At 69.1% G+C, this 17,937-nt stretch carries 15 protein-coding genes; all 15 read right to left on the bottom strand.

Features of this window, described 5'->3' with window-relative positions; all coding sequences use genetic code 11:
* Positions 1–10: 10 nt before the first annotated feature.
* The 15 genes from ACQBAS_RS04705 to ACQBAS_RS04635 all read right to left on the bottom strand — a co-directional run bounded on the left by ACQBAS_RS04705 (position 11) and on the right by ACQBAS_RS04635 (position 17,926).
* Complete coding sequence (locus tag ACQBAS_RS04705; protein ID WP_427385232.1) at positions 11–559, bottom strand: hypothetical protein; 549 nt, start codon at positions 557–559, stop codon at positions 11–13.
* Between the two features lie 401 nt (positions 560–960).
* Positions 961–1,605, bottom strand: coding sequence for a DUF6318 family protein (locus ACQBAS_RS04700; RefSeq protein WP_427385231.1), 645 nt, complete (start codon positions 1,603–1,605; stop codon positions 961–963).
* A gap of 161 nt (positions 1,606–1,766) precedes the next feature.
* Complete coding sequence (locus ACQBAS_RS04695; RefSeq protein ID WP_427385230.1) at positions 1,767–3,512, bottom strand: bifunctional metallophosphatase/5'-nucleotidase; 1,746 nt, start codon at positions 3,510–3,512, stop codon at positions 1,767–1,769.
* Positions 3,513–3,591: 79 nt separating this feature from the next.
* Positions 3,592–5,781: a S9 family peptidase gene (locus tag ACQBAS_RS04690; RefSeq protein WP_427385229.1), complete on the bottom strand. Its 2,190-nt coding sequence runs from the start codon at positions 5,779–5,781 to the stop codon at positions 3,592–3,594.
* 13 nt (positions 5,782–5,794) lie between these two features.
* Complete coding sequence (gene dnaE / locus ACQBAS_RS04685) at positions 5,795–9,361, bottom strand: DNA polymerase III subunit alpha (protein ID WP_427385228.1); 3,567 nt, start codon at positions 9,359–9,361, stop codon at positions 5,795–5,797.
* A gap of 69 nt (positions 9,362–9,430) precedes the next feature.
* Positions 9,431–10,363, bottom strand: coding sequence for an RluA family pseudouridine synthase (locus ACQBAS_RS04680; RefSeq protein ID WP_427385227.1), 933 nt, complete (start codon positions 10,361–10,363; stop codon positions 9,431–9,433).
* On the bottom strand, positions 10,356–11,003 hold the full coding sequence (gene lspA / locus ACQBAS_RS04675) for a signal peptidase II (protein WP_427385226.1): 648 nt from the start codon (positions 11,001–11,003) through the stop codon (positions 10,356–10,358). The genes ACQBAS_RS04680 and lspA overlap by 8 nt, the downstream gene beginning before the upstream one ends.
* On the bottom strand, positions 10,976–11,872 hold the full coding sequence (locus ACQBAS_RS04670; RefSeq protein WP_427385225.1) for a TraR/DksA family transcriptional regulator: 897 nt from the start codon (positions 11,870–11,872) through the stop codon (positions 10,976–10,978). The genes lspA and ACQBAS_RS04670 overlap by 28 nt, the downstream gene beginning before the upstream one ends.
* A gap of 203 nt (positions 11,873–12,075) precedes the next feature.
* On the bottom strand, positions 12,076–13,254 hold the full coding sequence (locus ACQBAS_RS04665) for a DivIVA domain-containing protein (RefSeq protein ID WP_427385224.1): 1,179 nt from the start codon (positions 13,252–13,254) through the stop codon (positions 12,076–12,078).
* 94 nt (positions 13,255–13,348) lie between these two features.
* Entirely contained in the window at positions 13,349–13,621 is a 273-nt protein-coding gene (locus ACQBAS_RS04660; RefSeq protein ID WP_427385223.1) for a YggT family protein, read from the bottom strand.
* Between the two features lie 60 nt (positions 13,622–13,681).
* Positions 13,682–14,155 carry a cell division protein SepF gene (locus tag ACQBAS_RS04655; RefSeq protein ID WP_427385222.1) on the bottom strand — a complete coding sequence of 158 codons (474 nt, stop codon included), beginning with the start codon at positions 14,153–14,155 and terminating at the stop codon, positions 13,682–13,684.
* Positions 14,156–14,221: 66 nt separating this feature from the next.
* The gene (locus ACQBAS_RS04650) at positions 14,222–14,938 is read right to left on the bottom strand and encodes a YggS family pyridoxal phosphate-dependent enzyme (protein WP_427385221.1); all 717 of its coding nucleotides are present in this window, start codon (positions 14,936–14,938) and stop codon (positions 14,222–14,224) included.
* The gene (pgeF, locus tag ACQBAS_RS04645; RefSeq protein ID WP_427385220.1) at positions 14,935–15,654 is read right to left on the bottom strand and encodes a peptidoglycan editing factor PgeF; all 720 of its coding nucleotides are present in this window, start codon (positions 15,652–15,654) and stop codon (positions 14,935–14,937) included. Before pgeF ends, ACQBAS_RS04650 begins: the two co-directional genes overlap by 4 nt.
* Before the next feature lie 88 nt (positions 15,655–15,742).
* On the bottom strand, positions 15,743–17,014 hold the full coding sequence (gene ftsZ, locus ACQBAS_RS04640) for a cell division protein FtsZ (protein WP_427385219.1): 1,272 nt from the start codon (positions 17,012–17,014) through the stop codon (positions 15,743–15,745).
* A 207-nt stretch (positions 17,015–17,221) separates the two neighbouring features.
* Complete coding sequence (locus tag ACQBAS_RS04635; RefSeq protein ID WP_427385218.1) at positions 17,222–17,926, bottom strand: cell division protein FtsQ/DivIB; 705 nt, start codon at positions 17,924–17,926, stop codon at positions 17,222–17,224.
* Positions 17,927–17,937: the final 11 nt, after the last annotated feature.

The following is a 17,937-nucleotide window of genomic DNA, read 5'->3' as shown; positions in this document are numbered from 1 at the left end:
GGTGCCGGTCCTACTTCGTCAGGTGCGGGCGCGCTTCGCGCACGGCGAAGGTGGTCACGGGCTCGTTCTCGAGGTTCGCCACCGTCGCAATGTCGCGCCAGGCGCCCCCGTTGACCCTGAACTCTCCCGTCAGGCTCGTGTCCACGAACACCTCGACCGCATCCACCGGCTTCACGTAGGTGTGCCGCACGTCCCCCTCGGGATAGGGGCCACCGCGCGAGGACAGCGGCCCCGACGACGACCCGTCACCGAACTGATAGTCGTAGGAGCGCTCCGCGACCCGGAACTCCACGGACCACGACAACAACTGCTGCGGCTCGCTCACCTCGCCCGGTTCAAGACCCGCATCTCCCGGCCACGTCGCCTCGAAGTACGTCGGGAGATTCACCAACGTCCATCCGCGGCTCGGCTGCACCTTGACCGTCGGCTTCGAGAACGGCAGACGCACGAACGCCTCCCGGATCTGTCCCATCGACGGCGTCGGCGGCGGGACGACCGTGTTGGGACCCGCGCCGGTCTGGGCTGGCGGAGCCGTGCCGCACTGCATACCCGCGCTCACCCACTCGCCGCTTCCCCCTGCAGGTCGGCGATAGACCTGCATAAGGTTTGCGCTCTCGCCAGAAGCCGTCTGGCACTGGGCGCCAGCGGCACAGGCAACAGGAACCTCCCCCTGCGCGAGGTCCTCGGGCGTCGCGCTGCATGACTGCGTCATCTTGTACTCGTAGCGAGTGACTGGCGCGGAAATGGGACGCCCGGTCGGCCCTCCAGATCCGGACTGCCCCGTGGCGGACTGCGCCTCCGGACAAGTGATGTGCTGCTCTTGGCCCCAAACGGAAAGCCCCTGGGGTCCAGCGGCACCTGACGTCGTGGTCTCGATGGAGCAGCCATCTGCCCTCGCAACATCGTTGGTTCCATAGAGAGTCAGGGCGAGCGATAGCGCGAGAACGCAAGCACCGATTCTCATGACCCGACCTCAGCGACACTCTGAGCCACTACCCAGTGGTCCCTCTGCCATTTCAGAACGTGGTTGAAGGTGACATCCGTGGAAGTAAACTTCCGAACGACATCTCCATTGCGCTTGCGGTTGCTGTACGGGACCGACTTGATCGTGACTGCTGCCGTGTAACTGGAGTCCGAATTGCGCATCGCGGATGAGCGCAGGATGTTGTCATATGCATTCGCGTCGGCATGGATCCCCTTCTTTCGGTTCCCCTTCACGTCGGCTATCAGCCCTGCGCAAACGCTGCACTTGGGATCCGACATCGCTTCGAGCGGCGCGACGTCATTGGTCTCATACGCCCGCCCGATCTCCACCGTGTAGTACTTACCGAAGGCCTCAGCCCCCGCCTTCGTCTTCGCCCTGGCGGCCTCGGGGATCTCCACGTCGCTCTTGCTCGTCGTCGACGACGAGCTCGAACTGCTGAGGCTCGACGTCGATGACGACGCCGTGCTCGACGTGGACGTCGAGCTCGTCCCCCCACCTTCCCCCTCTCCAGAGCATCCGGACACCGCCCCCACGGCGCCCACCACCATCCCCGCCACAACCCCACGCCTGAACTGAAAGACCTGCACGAGATTCCCCTCGGTCGCGAACCGGGCCACCACCGGCAGCCCCTGCCTTCACGAACACCGTAGGCGAATCGCCCATACCCGGCACCTCGACTGTCCACAGGCCGCCGTCTGTCCACAGCCAGCACGGCCCAGACACGCAGCGAGGGCCGCTCCCCCACAGGGGAAGCGGCCCTCGCTGGTGATTCAGCTGTCGATCAGAGCCCGTCGACGCGGCTGGCCGGGGCGGTGAGGCCCGGGTTCGCCCCGAGGTAATCGACCAGGTTGGCCAGGTCGTCCGCACCACCGAGGACGTTGGTGCCCTTCTTGAAGGAGGTGAAGAGGTCACCGCCCTCCGCGAGGAAGTTCAGCGTGCCGACGCGGTAGGTGGCCGCCGCGTCGAGCGCGACACCGTTGAGCGCGAGGTTGCTGGCACGGCTGCCCTGAGGCTGCGTCGCGTCCCACGTGTAGGTGAAACCCTCCGAGACACCCATCGCGAGCGTCGGGCGGGACCCACGCGCGGGGACCGGCTGGTACTGCTCCTCGAGGATGGCGTCGATGTCGGCGCCGGTGAGGTCCATCGAGACGAGCATGTTGCCGAACGGCGCGACCTTGTAGGCCTCGTCGTAGGTGATCTCGCCCGGCTGCTCGCCGTTGCTGATCTGGTTGACGAGGAAGCTCGAGCGGACGCCACCGACGTTCATGAAGGCGATCTGCGCGCCGCCCTTGTCACCGGACGTGCCGGCGAGGATGGAGTCGGCGACGACATCGGCCATCGGGGTCTCGATGCCGCGGTTGCCGCTCGAGTCACCCGTGATGTCCTCGGCGACCGTGCCGACGACCTTCGAGCGGATCGGACCGGCGAGGGCGCTCCACTTGGCGAGGATCGCGGTCTGTGCGGCGTCGGGAGCGTTGTTGCGGTCGACGAGGTGGTTGACCGCCGTCGTCTCCTCGCGCACGACGTCCTTGGTCTTGCGGTCGATCTTGAGGTCCGTCTTCGTCACGACGCGGCCATAGTCCGCGGCCGAGGTGACCGAGCGGGGGTTACCGGCCGGGTCGGTGACCGTGCAGGTGTAGGGCTGGTGCGTGTGACCGGAGACGACGGCGTCGATGGCCGGCGAGACCGTGGTGGCGATGTCGACGATCGGGCCGGAGATGCCGACGCAGTCGTTGTACGTGCCGGCCTGGTAGCCACCCTCGTGGATGAGGACGACGATGGACTCGACGCCCTTCGCCTGCAGCGCCGCGGCACTCTTGTTGGCCGTCTCGATCTCGTCGGTGAACTCGACGGAGGCGACACCGGCCGGGTTGACGAGGGTCGGCGTGGCCTTGAGCGTCATGCCGATGAAGCCGACGTTGACGCCGTCGATCTTCTTGACGAAGGTGCCCGGCAGGAGCGTGTCGCCGGTGTCCTTGACCACGGTGTTGGCCGCGAGGTACTGGAAGTCCGCGCCCTCGTAGGGCTGGTCGGGGAAGTAGCACCCGTCCTTCCAGTGGCACCCACCGTTCTGGATGCGGAGCAGCTCGTCGGTGCCCTCGTCGAACTCGTGGTTGCCCACGGAGGAGACATCGAGGCCGAGCGCGTCCATCGACTCGATGGCGGGCTCGTCGTGGAAGGCGCCCGAGAGGAACGTCGAACCACCGATGAGGTCACCGGCGGCGACGGTCACGGTGTTGTCCGAACCGCCGCGCAGCTCGGTCAGCTTGGCCGCGAGGTACTCGGAGCCACCGACAGGGGTCTGGGACGGGTCGAGCGTCTTGGCCAGCGGCGGGTCCGTGGCCTCGAGGTGGCCGTGGAAGTCGTTGAACGACAGCATGCTGACGCTGGCGTACCGGTTCTTGAACGCGTTGCCGGCATTCGGCGCCTTGTCGCTCTGGTCGGCCTGGGCCGGGACGGCAACCAGGGCGGCCGCGGACACGAGGGCGGCCGAGAAGGCCAGCCCCGCGAACTGCTTCTGCTTCATGTGTCTGTGCTCCTGAGGAAGGTCAGTCGGCGCTGAGACGCCTCATGTATTCACCCACAGTTCGGAGGCCAGTTGGTTACTACGAAGCAACAAATTGGGGGCGCGCCCCGCCAGCGTCCCCACGGTCGGTCGCCCCGAGCTGGTCGAGCATGAAGGCCCACTCCCACGCGATCTGGTGCCACGCGTCGTAGCGGCCGCTGCGGCCGCCGTGACCGGCGACCATCTCGGTCCGCAGAACGAAGGGGTGCGTGGCCGGATCGTTCGTCGCCACCTCGCGCAGCCGCGCGATCCACTTGGCCGGCTCCGTGAAGAACACGCGGGTGTCGTTGAGCGACGTCGTGGCGAGGATCGCCGGGTAGTCGTGGACGCCGACGTTCTCGTAGGGGCTGTACCCCTTCATGTAGGCGTAGACCTCGGGGTCCTCGAGCGGGTTGCCCCACTCCTCCCACTCCCCCACGGTCAGGGGAAGGTCGGGACGCAGGATGGTCGTCAGCGCGTCGACGAAGGGGACCGCGCCGTGGATGACGCGGAAGCGCTCGGGCGCGAGGTTGGCGACCGCGCCCATGAGGAGCCCGCCGGCCGAGCCCCCTTCCGCGCCGAGTCGGTCCGGCGCGGCCCAGCCGGTCTCGACGAGGTGCTGGGCGCAGGCGATGAAGTCGGTGAAGGTGTTGCGTTTGTGCAGCAGCTTGCCCTCGTCGTACCAGGCCCGCCCCATCTCGCCGCCACCTCGCACGTGCGCCGTGGCGTGGACGACACCGCGGTCCAGCAGCGAGAGCCGCGCCACGGAGAAGTACGGGTCGGACGAGATCTCGTAGGCCCCATACCCGCCGAGGATGACGGGGTTGGAGCCGTCCGGCTCGACGTCCTTGCGGCGCACGATCGACAGGGGCACGCGGGCGCCGTCCGACGTGGTCACCCACTCCCGACTCTGGACGTAGTCGCCGAGGTCGACCTCGCCGAGGACCTCCTGGCGCTTGAGGACCGTGCGCTCCCCCGTGGCGACGACGTGCTCGATGACGGCGCGGGGGCTGACCCACGACTCGTGCACGAGGCGGATCCGGTCGGTCGCCGACTCGGGGTTGTCGCTCAGACCCACGGAGTGCAGGTCGTCGTCGAAGGTGAGGTCCACCGGAGTCCCGAACCCGGCCGCCGAGTCGTCGCGGGGCAGCACGCGCAGCGCCGACAGACCGTCGCGGCGCAACTGGAGGACCGCGAAGTCGTCGAACGCCTCGGTCCCGAGGAACCGCTCCCCCGGCCGCGAGCCGAGCAGCGGTCGCCACTCCTCGTGACTGGTGCAGGTCAGCGGCGCCCAGGCGAGGTCGCCGTCGACGGTGTCGGTGTTGTGGACGATGAGGAGGCGGTCACCGGCGGGCTCGACGTCGTACTCGACGCCCTCGCGGCGCGGGGCCACGCAGTGGAAGTCGCCCGTCGGGTCGGCCGCGTCGAGCAGCCAGGCCTCGCTCGTCGTCTTGGAGCCCACCGCGATGATCAGCTGGCGCTCGTCACGGGAGGTGCCGATGCCCATCCAGAAGCGCTCGTCGGTCTCCTCGAAGACGAGCGTGTCCTCGGTCGTCGGCGTGCCCACCCGGTGCCGCCAGACCTGGTGGGGACGCCAGGCGTCGTCGACGCGGACGTAGAAGAGATGCGTCCCGTCGAGCGAGAAGACGAGTCCGTATCCGACGCCGGTCACGGCGGTGTCGAGCACCTCGCCCGTGCGCAGGTCGGTGACCGTGACCGCGAAGCGCTCGTCGCCCTCGGTGTCGATGGCGTGGGCGAGCAGGTGGTGGTCGGCGCTCGTCACGAGTCCGCCGACGGAGAAGAACTCGTGGCCCGCGGCCGCGTCGTTGCCGTCGAGGAGCACCTGCTCCCCCACCACCGCGCCGTCGCCCTTCTCGCCGTCGTCGTCGAGTCGCGGCGGGTCGGACCGATCGGTCAGTGGGGCCCGGCAGTGGATGGCGTACTGGCTGCCCTCGACCGTGCGGGTGTAGTACCACCACGGCCCGTGAGCCACGGGGACCGACAGGTCGGTCTCCTTCACCCGGGAGCGGATCTCGTCGAAGATCGCCGTCCGCACCGGCTCGAGGTGTGCCGTGCGCTGCTCCGCGTACTCGTTCTCCGCCTCCAGATGGGCGACGACCGCCGGGTCCTCCTTGTCGCGCAGCCACTCGTACGGGTCATCGACGACGTCGCCGTGGTGCTCGCGTCGATGCGGGCGCTGCTCGGCGACCGGGGCGGACGGGATGTGCTCGGCATCGGTGCTGGTGCTCACCCGCAGACCCTACTCAGCCGGAGACGGCGCGGGCGCCGAGGATCACCTTGAGATCACCGAAGAGGGCTTCCGTCGCGTTGACCCGGTAGTTGTCGTCGATGCGCAGCGTCACCGAGCGCCCCGGCTGGACCAGCTTCAGGTAGACCTCGGTGCTGCCCGGGTGCTGGCTGAGGACTGACTTGAGCTCCTCGACCTTCCCCGTCGTGGCCCGGCTGTGGTCCAGGGTCAGGGTGACGGGACCGCGCGGGCCCTCGGACAGGTCCGGCAGGGTCAACTCCTGGGCATAGATCGAGACCGAGTCGTCCCGCCGGTTGACCCTCCCCTTCACGGTGCACACCACGTCCGTGGCGAGCATCGTCGACACCGTCATGTACGTCGAGGGGAAGAACAGGCACTCGATGGCACCCTCGAGGTCCTCGACCGTGGCGATGGCCCACAGGTCGCCCTTCTTCGTCCGCTTGATGGACAACCCCGTGATGAGGCCGGCGACGGTGACGGTCGACCCCTCGGCCTTGCCGTTCTCCTCGTCCATGAGGGCGGCGATGGAGGTGTCGGCCGCCCGCGTGAGGACGTGCTCGATGCCGAAGAGCGGGTGGTCCGAGACGTAGAGCCCGAGCATGTCGCGCTCGTGCATCAGCTTGGTCGCCTTGTCCCATTCGTGGGCGGGCACCTCGGGGAGCCCGTCGCTCGCCGTGACGTCCTCGTCGTCGTCACCGCCGCCGAACATGTCCCACAGTGAGTCCTGGCCGATGGCCTCCTGCCGCTTCACGCCGACGAAGTGGTCGACGTAGACCTCGTGCACGAGGGCCAGGCCCTGACGGGACTCCTGCATGCCGTCGAAGGCACCGGCCTTCACCAGGGACTCGATGGTCCGCTTGTTGCAGACGACCGCCGGGCACTTGGAGAGGAAGTCCTTGAAGGAGGTGAAGGCGCCGTGCTCCTCGCGCGCCGCGACGATCGCGTCGACGACGTTGCGGCCGACGTTGCGGATCGCCTCCATCCCGAATCGGATGTCGGTGCCGACGGCGGCGAAGTTGGCGACGGACTCGTTCACGTCCGGCGGCAGGACCTTGATGCCCATGCGACGGCACTCGTTGAGGTACAGCGCCGACTTGTCCTTGTCGTCGCGCACGCTCGTCAGGAGCGCCGCCATGTACTCGGCCGGGTAGTTCGCCTTGAGGTAGCCGGTCCAGTACGAGACGAGGCCGTAGGCGGCCGTGTGCGCCTTGTTGAAGGCGTAGTCGGAGAAGGGGAGCAGGATGCTCCACAGCGTGGAGACGGCGTCCTTGGAGTAGCCGTTGGCGAGCATCCCCGACTCGAAGTTGGCGAACTCGGCGTCGAGGACCTCCTTCTTCTTCTTGCCCATGGCGCGACGCAGCAGGTCGGCGTTGCCGAGGGTGTACCCCGCCAACTTCTGCGCGATCTCCATGACCTGCTCCTGATAGATGATCAGGCCGTAGGTCATGCCGAGGATCGGGGTGAGCGCCTCGGTCAGCTCCGGGTGGATGAAGTCGAGCTCCTGGCGACCGTTCTTGCGGAGCGCGAAGTTCGTGTGCGCGTTGGCGCCCATGGGCCCCGGGCGGTAGAGCGCGAGGGCGGCGGAGATGTCCTCGAAGTTGTCCGGCTGCATGAGGCGCAGCAGGGTCCGCATGCCGCCACCGTCGAGTTGGAAGACGCCGAGCGTGTCGCCGCGGGCGAGCAACTGGTAGGTCGCCGGGTCCGTCATGTCCTTGCTGAGGACGTCCAGGTCGATCTCGAGGTCGCGGTTGGCCTTGATGTTCTCCAAGGCGTCGTCGAGGATCGTCAGGTTGCGCAGCCCGAGGAAGTCCATCTTGACCAGGCCGAGCGACTCACAGCTCGGGTAGTCGAACTGCGTGATGATCTGGCCGTCCGCCTCGCGGCGCATGATCGGGATGACGTCGAGCAGCGGCTCGCTCGACATGATGACGCCGGCGGCGTGGACGCCCCACTGCCGCTTGAGGCCCTCGAGCCCCTTCGCGGTCTCGACGACCTCCTGGAAGTTGCGGTCGCCCGCGACGGCCGAGCGGAAGTCGACCCCCTCGCCGTAGCGGTCGTGGCTCTCGTCGTAGATCTTCGACAGCGGCACGCCCTTGCCCATGACATCCGGCGGCATGAGCTTGGTGAGCTGGTCACCGACGCTGAAGGGGTGGCCCATCACGCGGGCCGAGTCCTTGACGGCCTGCTTGGCCTTGATCGTGCCGTAGGTGACGATCTGCGCCACGCGCTCCGAGCCGTACTTCTCGGTGACGTAGCGGATGACCTCACCGCGTCGGCGTTCGTCGAAGTCGACGTCGAAGTCGGGCATCGACATGCGCTCGGGGTTGAGGAAGCGCTCGAAGATGAGGCCGTGCGGCACGGGGTCGAGGTCGGTGATCTTCATGGCGTAGGCGCACATGGAGCCCGCACCCGAGCCACGACCCGGACCGACGCGGATGCCGTTGTTCTTCGCCCACTGGATGAAGTCGGCCACGACGAGGAAGTAGCCGGGGTACCCCTTGCCGACGATGACCTCGACCTCGTAGTCGGCCTGCTTGCGCGCGTAGTCCGGGATGCCCTCGGGGAACCGCTCGTGCAGCCCGCGCTCGACCTCCTTCGTGAACCAGCTCGTCTCGTCCTCGCCGGCGGGCACCGGGAAGCGGGGCATGAAGCGCCCTTCGCCCTCGGTGAAGGAGACCTCGCACATGTCGGCGACGAGCAGGGTGTTGTCGCAGGCCTCGGGCAGCTCGCGCCAGATGTGGCGCATCTCCTCGGGCGACTTGAGGTAGAAGTCGTCGGCGTCGAACTTGAATCGGTTCGGGTCCATCATCGTGGACCCGGACTGCACGCACAGCAGCGCGCTGTGCGCCTTGGCGTCCTCGGGGGCCGTGTAGTGCAGGTCGTTCGTCGCCAGCAGCGGCAGGCCGAGGTCCTTGGCCAGCCGCAGCAGGTCCTTCTGCACCCGGCGCTCGATGTCGAGGCCGTGGTCCATCAGCTCGCAGAAGTAGTTCTCCGCGCCGAAGAGGTCGCGGAACTCCGCTGCGGCCGCGACGGCCTTGTCGTACTGACCCAGACGCAGCCGCGTCTGGATCTCGCCCGAGGGGCAGCCGGTCGTGGCGATGAGGCCGTCGCCGTAGGTCTGCAGCAGCTCGCGGTCCATGCGGGGCTTGAAGTAGTAGCCCTCGAGGCTGGCGAGCGAGGCCATCCGGAAGAGGTTGTGCATGCCCTTGTTGTTGCGGGCGAGCAGCGTCATGTGGGTGTACGCACCCGAGCCCGAGACGTCGTCGCCAGGGCGCGACCGCTCGTCGCCCCACTTCACTCGCGTCTTGTCGGTGCGGTGCGTGCCCGGGGTGACGTAGGCCTCGACGCCGATGATCGGCTTGACGCCCGTCCCCTGCGCCTTCTTCCAGAACTCATAGGCCCCGAAGACGTAGCCGTGGTCGGTCGTCGCGACCGCCTGCATGCCCATCTCCGCAGCACGCTCGAAGAGGTCGCCGATCCTCGCGGCGCCGTCGAGCATGGAGTACTCGGTGTGGACGTGGAGGTGCGCGAAGTTCTTCTCGCGAGGCAGCTGGATGGACATCCCGAGCAGTTTACGTCGCCCCGGGGACAGCCCTCGGCGTGTCGCCGCGGGGAGTCCGCGGCGGGTCGGTCAGCCGGCGCCGATGACGTCGAGAGCGTGCTGGAAGTCGGCCGGGTAGCGGCTCTCGAAGGTCACCCAGTCGCCCGTGGACGGGTGCTCGAAACCGAGGCCCATGGCGTGCAGCCACTGCCGCTCCAGGCCGACCTTCTTGGCCAGCACCGGGTCGGCGCCGTAGGTGAGGTCGCCGACGCACGGGTGATGCAGGGCGGAGAAGTGCACCCGAATCTGGTGGGTCCGCCCGGTCTCGAGGTGGATCTCCAGCAGGGATGCGTGCCGGAAGGCCTCGAGCACCTCGTAGTGGGTGACCGCAGTCTTGCCCGACTCCATGACGGCGAACTTGTAGTCGTGGCCGGGGTGGCGGCCGATGGGTGCGTCGATCGTGCCGACGACCGGGTCGGGCAGGCCCTGGACGAGCGCGTGATAGGTCTTCTCCACCGTCCGGTCACGGAAGGCGCTCTTGAGCCGCGTGTAGGCGAGCTCGCTCTTGCAGACGACCATCAGCCCCGAGGTGCCGACGTCGAGGCGGGAGACGATCCCCTGCCGTTCGCTGGCCCCCGAGGTGGAGATCCGGTAGCCAGCGGCCGCCAGTCCCCCGACGACGGTCGGTCCGGTCCAGCCGACGCTGGGGTGCGCCGCAACCCCTGCGGGCTTGTCGACGACGACGATGTGGTCGTCGTCGTGCACGATCGTCATGCCGGGCACCGGCTCGGCGATGACCTTGAGCGTGGGGCTCTCCTCGGCACCGGGCAACTCGACCTCGAGCATGCTGCCGGCGACGACGCGAGCGGACTTCCCGACCTCGGTGTGGTCGAGACGGACCCGCCCCTGGCTGGCCAGATCGGCCGCCTTCGTGCGGGAGAGGCCGAAGAGCCGGGCGATCGCGGCATCGACGCGCTCACCCTCAAGGCCGTCCGGGACGAGTACTGCGCGCTGGTCAGCCATGGTGTTCGCCGATCTGGGACTGGTCGCCGACCGGGGCGACGGTCCCGTCGCTCACCCGACCGGAGGTGTGGGTGTGATCCGCGTGAGCCGGATGAAGCCCATCGAGCGACACCCCACGCAGGGTCTGGAGGACGAGGAGCCCCGCGCCGACGACGATCGCGATGTCCGCGACGTTGCCGACGAAGAGGCCGAAGTAGTCGATGAAATCGACGACGTGCCCGCGCAGCGGACCGGGCTCGCGGACGAACCGGTCGACGAGGTTGCCCAGCGACCCGCCGAACATGAGCCCGAGGGCGGCCCCCCACAGGGTCGAGCCGACGCGGCGGGCGACCCAGGCGATCCCGATGGTCACCGTGAGCGCCACGAGGGTCATGACCCAGGTGCGACTGTCGCCGAGCGAGAAGGCGGCCCCGGAGTTGCGGAGCAGCCGCAACGAGAGGAGGTCCCCGATGAGGTCGATCGTGCGGCCCTCGCGGAGCGCCGAGGTCGCCCAGATCTTGGTGAGCTGGTCGAGGATCAGGGCAGCAAGTGCGGCGAGGACGAAGGTCGCCCGCGCGGCACCGAGGCGCCCCGTGTGCTCACGGGTTGAGGGCGGAGTGGTCTGGTCGGCGCTCAGCGGCGCTCCTGCTTCGTCTTGCATGTCACACACAGGGTCGCACGAGGGGCGGCCTGAAGGCGAAGTTTGCCGATCGGGTTGCCGCACGACTCGCACACGCCGTAGGTGCCGTCGTCCAGTCGCTCAATGGCGTGCTGGTACTGCTCGAGGATCGCGCGGTGGTTGTTGGTGAGGGTGATTTCCTGCTCGCGCTCGAAGGTCTTCGCGCCCGCGTCGGCCTGGTCGTCGCCCGCTCCGTCGTTGGAGTCCCGCATGAGGTCGACGAGGTCGGACTCCGCCGTGCGGATCTCCGCCTCGAGGTTCGCGACCTCGGCGTCGATCTCCGCGCGGACGGCACGCAACTCCTTCGCGGTCCAGGGGGACTCCTCCTCCTTGACGACGAGGGTGCTGGGGTTGGCGACCGGCGCTGCCGACGGGACGACCTTCTTGGTCGCCGTCGCCTTTGCGGGCGCAGCCTTCTTGGCGGGCGCGGCCTTGGTGGTCGCCGTCTTCTTCACTGGTGCCGCCTTCTTGGCCGGAGCCGCCTTCGTCGTGGCGGCCTTCTTGGCGGGCGCGGCCTTCGTGGTCGCCGCCTTCTTCGCCGGAGCTGCCTTCGTCGTGGCGGCCTTCTTCGCCGGAGCCGCCTTCGTCGTGGCGGCCTTCTTGGCGGGCGCGGCCTTGGTGGTCGCCGCCTTCTTCGTGGCAGCCTTCTTGGTGGTCGCCGCCTTCTTCGCCGGAGCCGCCTTCGTCGTGGCGGCCTTCTTCGCCGGAGCGGCCGAGGTCTCCTCGGCCGCCTTCCCCCCGGCCAGCCGACGGACCGTCGAGCCCGCAGCCTTGCGTGCCGATGAGACGGCACCCACGACGGTCTTCGCGGTGGAGGCCGCGGCCTGAGTCGTCGCCTTACGTGCAGCCATTGCGGCCCCCTTGCATCGCAGTGGCCCGCGAGTCGCGGGCCCAAGTCCGGGCAGGATATGGCACAGGCCGTCTGCCACCAAACACCTTTGGAAGATGCGACCAACCTGTGACACGCCGACGCCCTCACGCCGTGCCGCACATGACGAAGCGGGCCACCGTGACGGTGGCCCGCTTCGTCGTGCGTCTCAGTCCGGAATCAGACTCAGTTCGCGTCCTGACGCTGGTCGAGGTTGACCGACGACTCGTCCAGCGACTTCAGCTGGCCGGTGATGTAGTCCTTGAGCTTCGAGCGGTACTCCTTCTCGAAGCCGCGGAGTTCGTCGATCTTCGACTGGATGCCGTCGCGCTCGGTGGAGAGGGCGGCCAGGATCGACCGCTTCTTCTCCTCGGCCTCGGACACGAGGGCGCCGGCGCGCTCCTTCGCCTCGGCGACGAGCGTGTCGCGCTGGCTCGTGCCCTCGGCAATGAGCTCCTCGTGGCGGCGCTGACCCGTCCCGATGAACTCGTCGTACTTGGACTGGCCGGTGCTGAGCAGCTCGTCGTGCTTCTTCTGGGCAGCGCCCACGAGCTCGTCGTGCTGACGCTGACCGGAGCCCACGAGGTCGTCGTGCTTGGACTGGGCCTCGGACAGCAGTCGGGCGCGGGTCGACTCGCCCTCGGCGATGTGCTCGTCGTGCAGGCGCTGGGCCAGGGCGATGAGCCCGGCGGCACCGGCGCCACCACCGGCAGCGGGGGCGGCGACCATCGTGTTGGAGCCGTCGGCGGGCTGCGCCTTCGCCGTGGACGCGGCGTTGGCCTCGGCGGCGGCCGCGGAGGCGTTGGCTGCCTCGATGCGCTGGCGGGCCGAGGTCTCGGCCTCCTCGGCGCGGGAGTTGAGCAGGGCGATCTTCTCCTGCGACGCGGCGGTGGTGCGCTCGGCCTCGGCCGCGCGGGCCTCGATGTCACGCAGACGGGTCTGCGCGGCCTCGATGCGAGCGTTGACCTCGGCGAGACGCTGCTCACCCTCGTTGAGAGCCTTGTCGCCGGAGGCCTTGGCCGCGGCAGCACGGTCGGCGTCCGCCTGCTTCTGCGCGGTCGTCAACTCGGCCAGCTGGCGCTGGGCATCCTCACGGGCGCTGGTCTCACGCGCGAGGCGCGAGGTCAGGACCTCGTTGCGCTCCTGCAGGGACTTCAGCTCGGCGGGCGAGACGCCCGGCACGGCGGAGGCGGCGTCGGCCTGACCCGGTCGGGCCTCGCGAGTCCCCTCGGAGTCCTTGACCATGCGGCGCATCTCGGCCACGACCTCGTCGAGGAAGTCGTCCACCTCGCGCTCGTCGTAGCCACGGCGGAACTGCGTCTGGGTGAACGTCTTGTTGAGGACATCCTCGGGCGTCAAGGCCATGTCGTCTCCTCGGGAACCACAGGTGGGGGTGAGTGCAAACACTCCATGCTAACTGGAGTCTGAACCGTCACCATACTGTGTCCGAGCGTCCGCCTCACACACTCATCAGGAGTGAGATGACGATCATGAGGACGAAGAACGACAGATCGAGTTGCACGCCGCCCAGGCGCAGCGGCGGGATGAACCGTCGCAGGAACATCAGCGGCGGATCCGTCGCGGTGTAGATGCCCTCGGCGATGACCGCCATCGGGCCCCGCGGCCGCCAGTCCCTGGCGAACATCTGGACCCACTCGAGAACGAGGCGCCCGAGCAGGACGAGGAAATAGAGGAAAAGCAGGAACTGGAGCACCTGCACGATGGCTGTCATGTCAGGACCAACGGTCCGCTCTGCGTGGTTGTTTCGCGGGGCACCTGGTGAGGGTGCGGATCAGCTCTGGTTGAAGAGCGCGCTGGCCGACTTCGGGGCCGCATCCTCGGACGCGATCTCGATGTGGGACGGCGAAAGCAGGAAGACCTTGTTCGTCACGCGCTCGATCGAGCCGTGCAGACCGAAGATGAGGCCGGCGGCGAAGTCGACGAGGCGCTTGGCGTCGGCGTCATCCATGTCCGAGAGGTTCATGATGACCGGGATGTTGTCCCGGAAGTTCTCGCCGATGTTCTTGGCCTCGTTGTAGGTGCGCGGGTGGATCGTCGTGATCCGCGTCAGCCCACCGACCTCGACGTCACGCACGACCGAATGCACCGGCGTGCGGCGCGGAAGGGGCGTCACCTCGGCACCGTGGGACGCGTCGACCTGGGGCTCGTCGCCCTCGTCGAACTCGTCCTCGTAGTACCCGTCGTAGCGCTCGTCCTCCTCGGCGAGTCCGAGATACACCATCGTCTTGCGCAGGGCCCCAGCCATGACCACTCCTCTAGTTCGCACCGTGCTGACCTGGGCGCCGCACGGACAATCCGTTCGCGACCGAAGTTACCTGTGTGACGGACGAGAACCGAGGATTGCCGTCCCGACACGCAGGAGGGTGGCTCCTTCGTGGATCGCGGCCTCGAGGTCGCCGCTCATCCCGGCGGAGATCTCGACGGCCCCCGGATGGTCGACGCGCAGGCGCTCGGACACCTCCCGCAGACGGGCGAAGGCGGCCCGTGGCTCCTCGCCCAGCGGCGCCACGGCCATCACCCCGCCGAGCGTGAGCCCCGCCGAGGCGACGGCATCCGCGAGGGCCGGGACGTCCGCGGGCAGCGCTCCCCCACGCTGGGGGTCGCCGTCGAGACTGACCTGGAGCAGCACGGTGAGGCGGCGGCCCGCGGCCTCGGCTCCGCGCGCCAGCGCGCCGACGAGCTTGACCCGGTCCACGGAGTGCACCACGTCCGCCACCCGGGCGACCGCGCCGGATTTGCGGGACTGCAACTGCCCGATGAAGTGGACCCGGACGTCCTCGGGCAGCGGCGCCTCCCCCATCTTCGCCGTCAGTTCCTGCTCCTTGTTCTCGCCGACGTCGCGGACGCCGAGGCGCACGAGCGCGTCGAGGTCCGAGCGGGGGAAGTTCTTGGTGACGACGACCAGCCGCACGCCGGCGGGTTCGCGCCCGGCGTCGGTCACGGCTGCGGCCATCCGCGCCCGGGTCGAGGCCAGCGCCTCGGCGAGCTCGCTCTCGCGGCCCGGGGCCGGCGTCTCCCCGGCGCTCATGCCGACCGCCGCACGATGACTCCGGCGGTGCGCCCGGTCTGGCCGTCCCGGCGATAGGAATAGAGCTCCGCGGTCTCGCGGGTGCACCCGGGCACCCATTCGACGGCGATGCCGAGGCCGGCCAGTTGCGCCACGACGCCCGCGGCGACGTCGATGGCGGGCGTGCCCGACCATGTGACGGCGTGCGACTCGGGGGCCACGAGGGCGGCCGCGTCGCGCATCTCGGCGGGGACCTCGTAGCAGCGCGCGCACACCGACGGGCCGATGGCGGCGCGGATGTCGCGGGCGCCAAGATCACGCATGGCCCCGACGACGGCCGGGACGATGCCGCCCACCATGCCGGGCCGGCCCGCGTGGGCGGCGCCGATCACGCCGGCCTCCGTGTCCGAGAGGAGGATCGGGGTGCAGTCGGCCACGAGGACCGCGAGGGCCAGATCGGGCGAGGCCGTCACGAGGGCGTCGACCGTCGGCGGCTGCCCGGGCACGGCGTCGACGACGGCCACGTCGGTCCCATGGCACTGGTCCATCCAGACGATCCGGTCGGCCGCCAGGCCCAGGCCATCCGCCAACTCCCGACGATTCGCGGCGACGGCCTGCGGGTCGTCGCCGACGTGACCTCCGAGATTGAGGCCCGACCACGGCGGCTCGCTGTGCCCGCCCACGCGCGACGTGAAGACCCGGTCGAGGACGCCGTCTCGGCTCTGCCAGTTGAACACCAATCCACCGTAGGCCACATGACGAAGGGGGCGACGAGCCGGTGTCTCCACCGGGCTCATCGCCCCCTTCGTCGTGGGTGCGTGCGACTCACTTGAGGAAGTCGGGCACGTCCAGGTCGTCCTCGGTGTCGAAGGTGACCTGACGCGGCGGCTGCTGCGTCTCGGTGGGCACCTTGGCCGGCTGCGCCTGCGGGGCGGGCGTCTGCGCCGGAGCCTGCGCGGCGGGAGCCTGCTGCTGCGCGGGAGCCTGCTGCTGCGCGGGGGCCTGGGCGGGGACCGACTGCGCCGGGACCTGCTGCGGGGCGGCCTGCGTGCGCTGCGGCTGAGCCGCCGGCTGCTGCGGGCGAGTGGCCTGCGGCGACGTCGAACCCTGGATGGTGCCCAGGGCGCGCTCGTCGGAACGCTTCTGCGGGTTGCCGCCGTCGAAGCCGGCCGCGATCACGGTCACGCGCACCTCGTCGCCGAGGGCGTCGTCGATGACCGCACCGAAGATGATGTTGGCCTCGGGGTGCGCGGCCTCCTGGACGAGGCGGGCCGCTTCGTTGATCTCGAAGAGACCGAGGTCGCTGCCACCCTGGATCGACAGGAGCACGCCGTGCGCGCCGTCGATGCTCGCCTCGAGCAGCGGGGACGAGATGGCCAGCTCGGCGGCCTGGACCGAACGGTCCTCGCCACGAGCGGAGCCGATACCCATGAGGGCCGAACCGGCACCCTGCATGACCGACTTGACGTCGGCGAAGTCGAGGTTGATCAGGCCGGGCGTCGTGATCAGGTCGGTGATGCCCTGGACACCGGAGAGCAGGACCTGGTCGGCGCTGCGGAAGGCGTCGAGCATGCTGACGGCGCGGTCGCTGATCGACAGGAGTCGGTCGTTCGGGATGACGATGAGGGTGTCGACCTCCTCGCGGAGCGAGGCGATCCCGGTCTCGGCCTGGTTCGCGCGGCGACGGCCCTCGAAGGTGAACGGGCGGGTGACGACACCGATCGTCAGGGCGCCGAGCCCCTTCGCGATCTTGGCCACGACGGGCGCGCCACCGGTGCCGGTGCCGCCGCCCTCGCCGGCCGTCACGAAGACCATGTCGGCACCCTTGAGGACCTCCTCGATCTCCTCGGCGTGGTCCTCGGCGGCCCTCTTGCCGACCTCGGGGTCCGCGCCGGCACCGAGGCCGCGGGTCAGTTCGCGACCGACGTCGAGCTTGACGTCGGCGTCGCTCATCAGGAGCGCCTGGGCGTCGGTGTTGATGGCGATGAACTCGACACCCTTGAGGCCGACCTCGATCATCCGGTTGATGGCGTTGACTCCACCGCCGCCGATCCCGACGACCTTGATGACGGCCAAGTAGTTCTGCGGTGCTGCCACGGTGGGGCCTCTCCTGGGTTGATGCTGTGCGCTCGAGCGAGGGTGTTTCGGATGTCGACCACGGCGACTCGGGCCCGAACAAACCCTCAACATGAACTAAAGGGTTACGGTTTGGTCACAACGTGATGGCTTGACGTTATGCGGAAGTTCAGGGTGACTGCAACATCAACGCGGGCGTGTCGGCCGCCAAGCCGACCGATTCATCGCTCAGCGGGTCACCGGGGTGTCCGGGGCGGACACGTCGATGTTCTTCGGCTTCTTCTTGATCAGGGCCCGCACGATCGTGGCCTTGAGCTCCGGGCGCTCGGCGGTCCCCCACACGACGTCGGTGCTCCCGACCCGGAGGGTGACGAGATCCGCCGGGCTGACGGAGATGCGGGTGACCCTCTCCTTGCCGACCTTGAGCGCGTTGACGGCGCTGAGGGCCGCCTCGACTCCACGCGGGCTGACGTCGGCGTCATCCTCGGCGTCGACGACCGGCACTCCGGCCGGTGCCTGTCGAACCGTCCGGAAGGCGGTGCCGGACGCGTCCACGACCTGCAGTTGACCCTTCGAGTCGCGCAGGGCGAGGACGGCCTTCCGCACCGTGACGTCGACGGTGAGAGTTCCGGGCAGCGAGCGTGAGACGACGATCCGTGCCGCGGGCGGGAAACGATGCTCCAGTCCCGTGGCGATCTCGTCGACGTCCAGGCGGGCCAGCGGCGTGCCGACCTGCTCGCGCGCCAACACCGCGACGTCCCGCTGGTCCTGACCGCGCACGCCGGTGACGGCCACGTCCCGGACGACAAGGAGCGGGCTGAAGGCGATCAGCCAGACGAGTGCCGCCACGGCCGCGACCGCCGCGACGATGAGTCCGATCCGCCGGAGCGACTGACGCCGCGCGCCGCGCGCACGGTCGGCGAACCGATCCACCGAGCTCTGTC

The sequence above is a fragment of the Janibacter zhaoxuefangae genome (assembly GCF_050271985.1).
Lineage (GTDB): Bacteria > Actinomycetota > Actinomycetes > Actinomycetales > Dermatophilaceae.
This window is presented reverse-complemented; position numbering and strand designations above follow the sequence as displayed.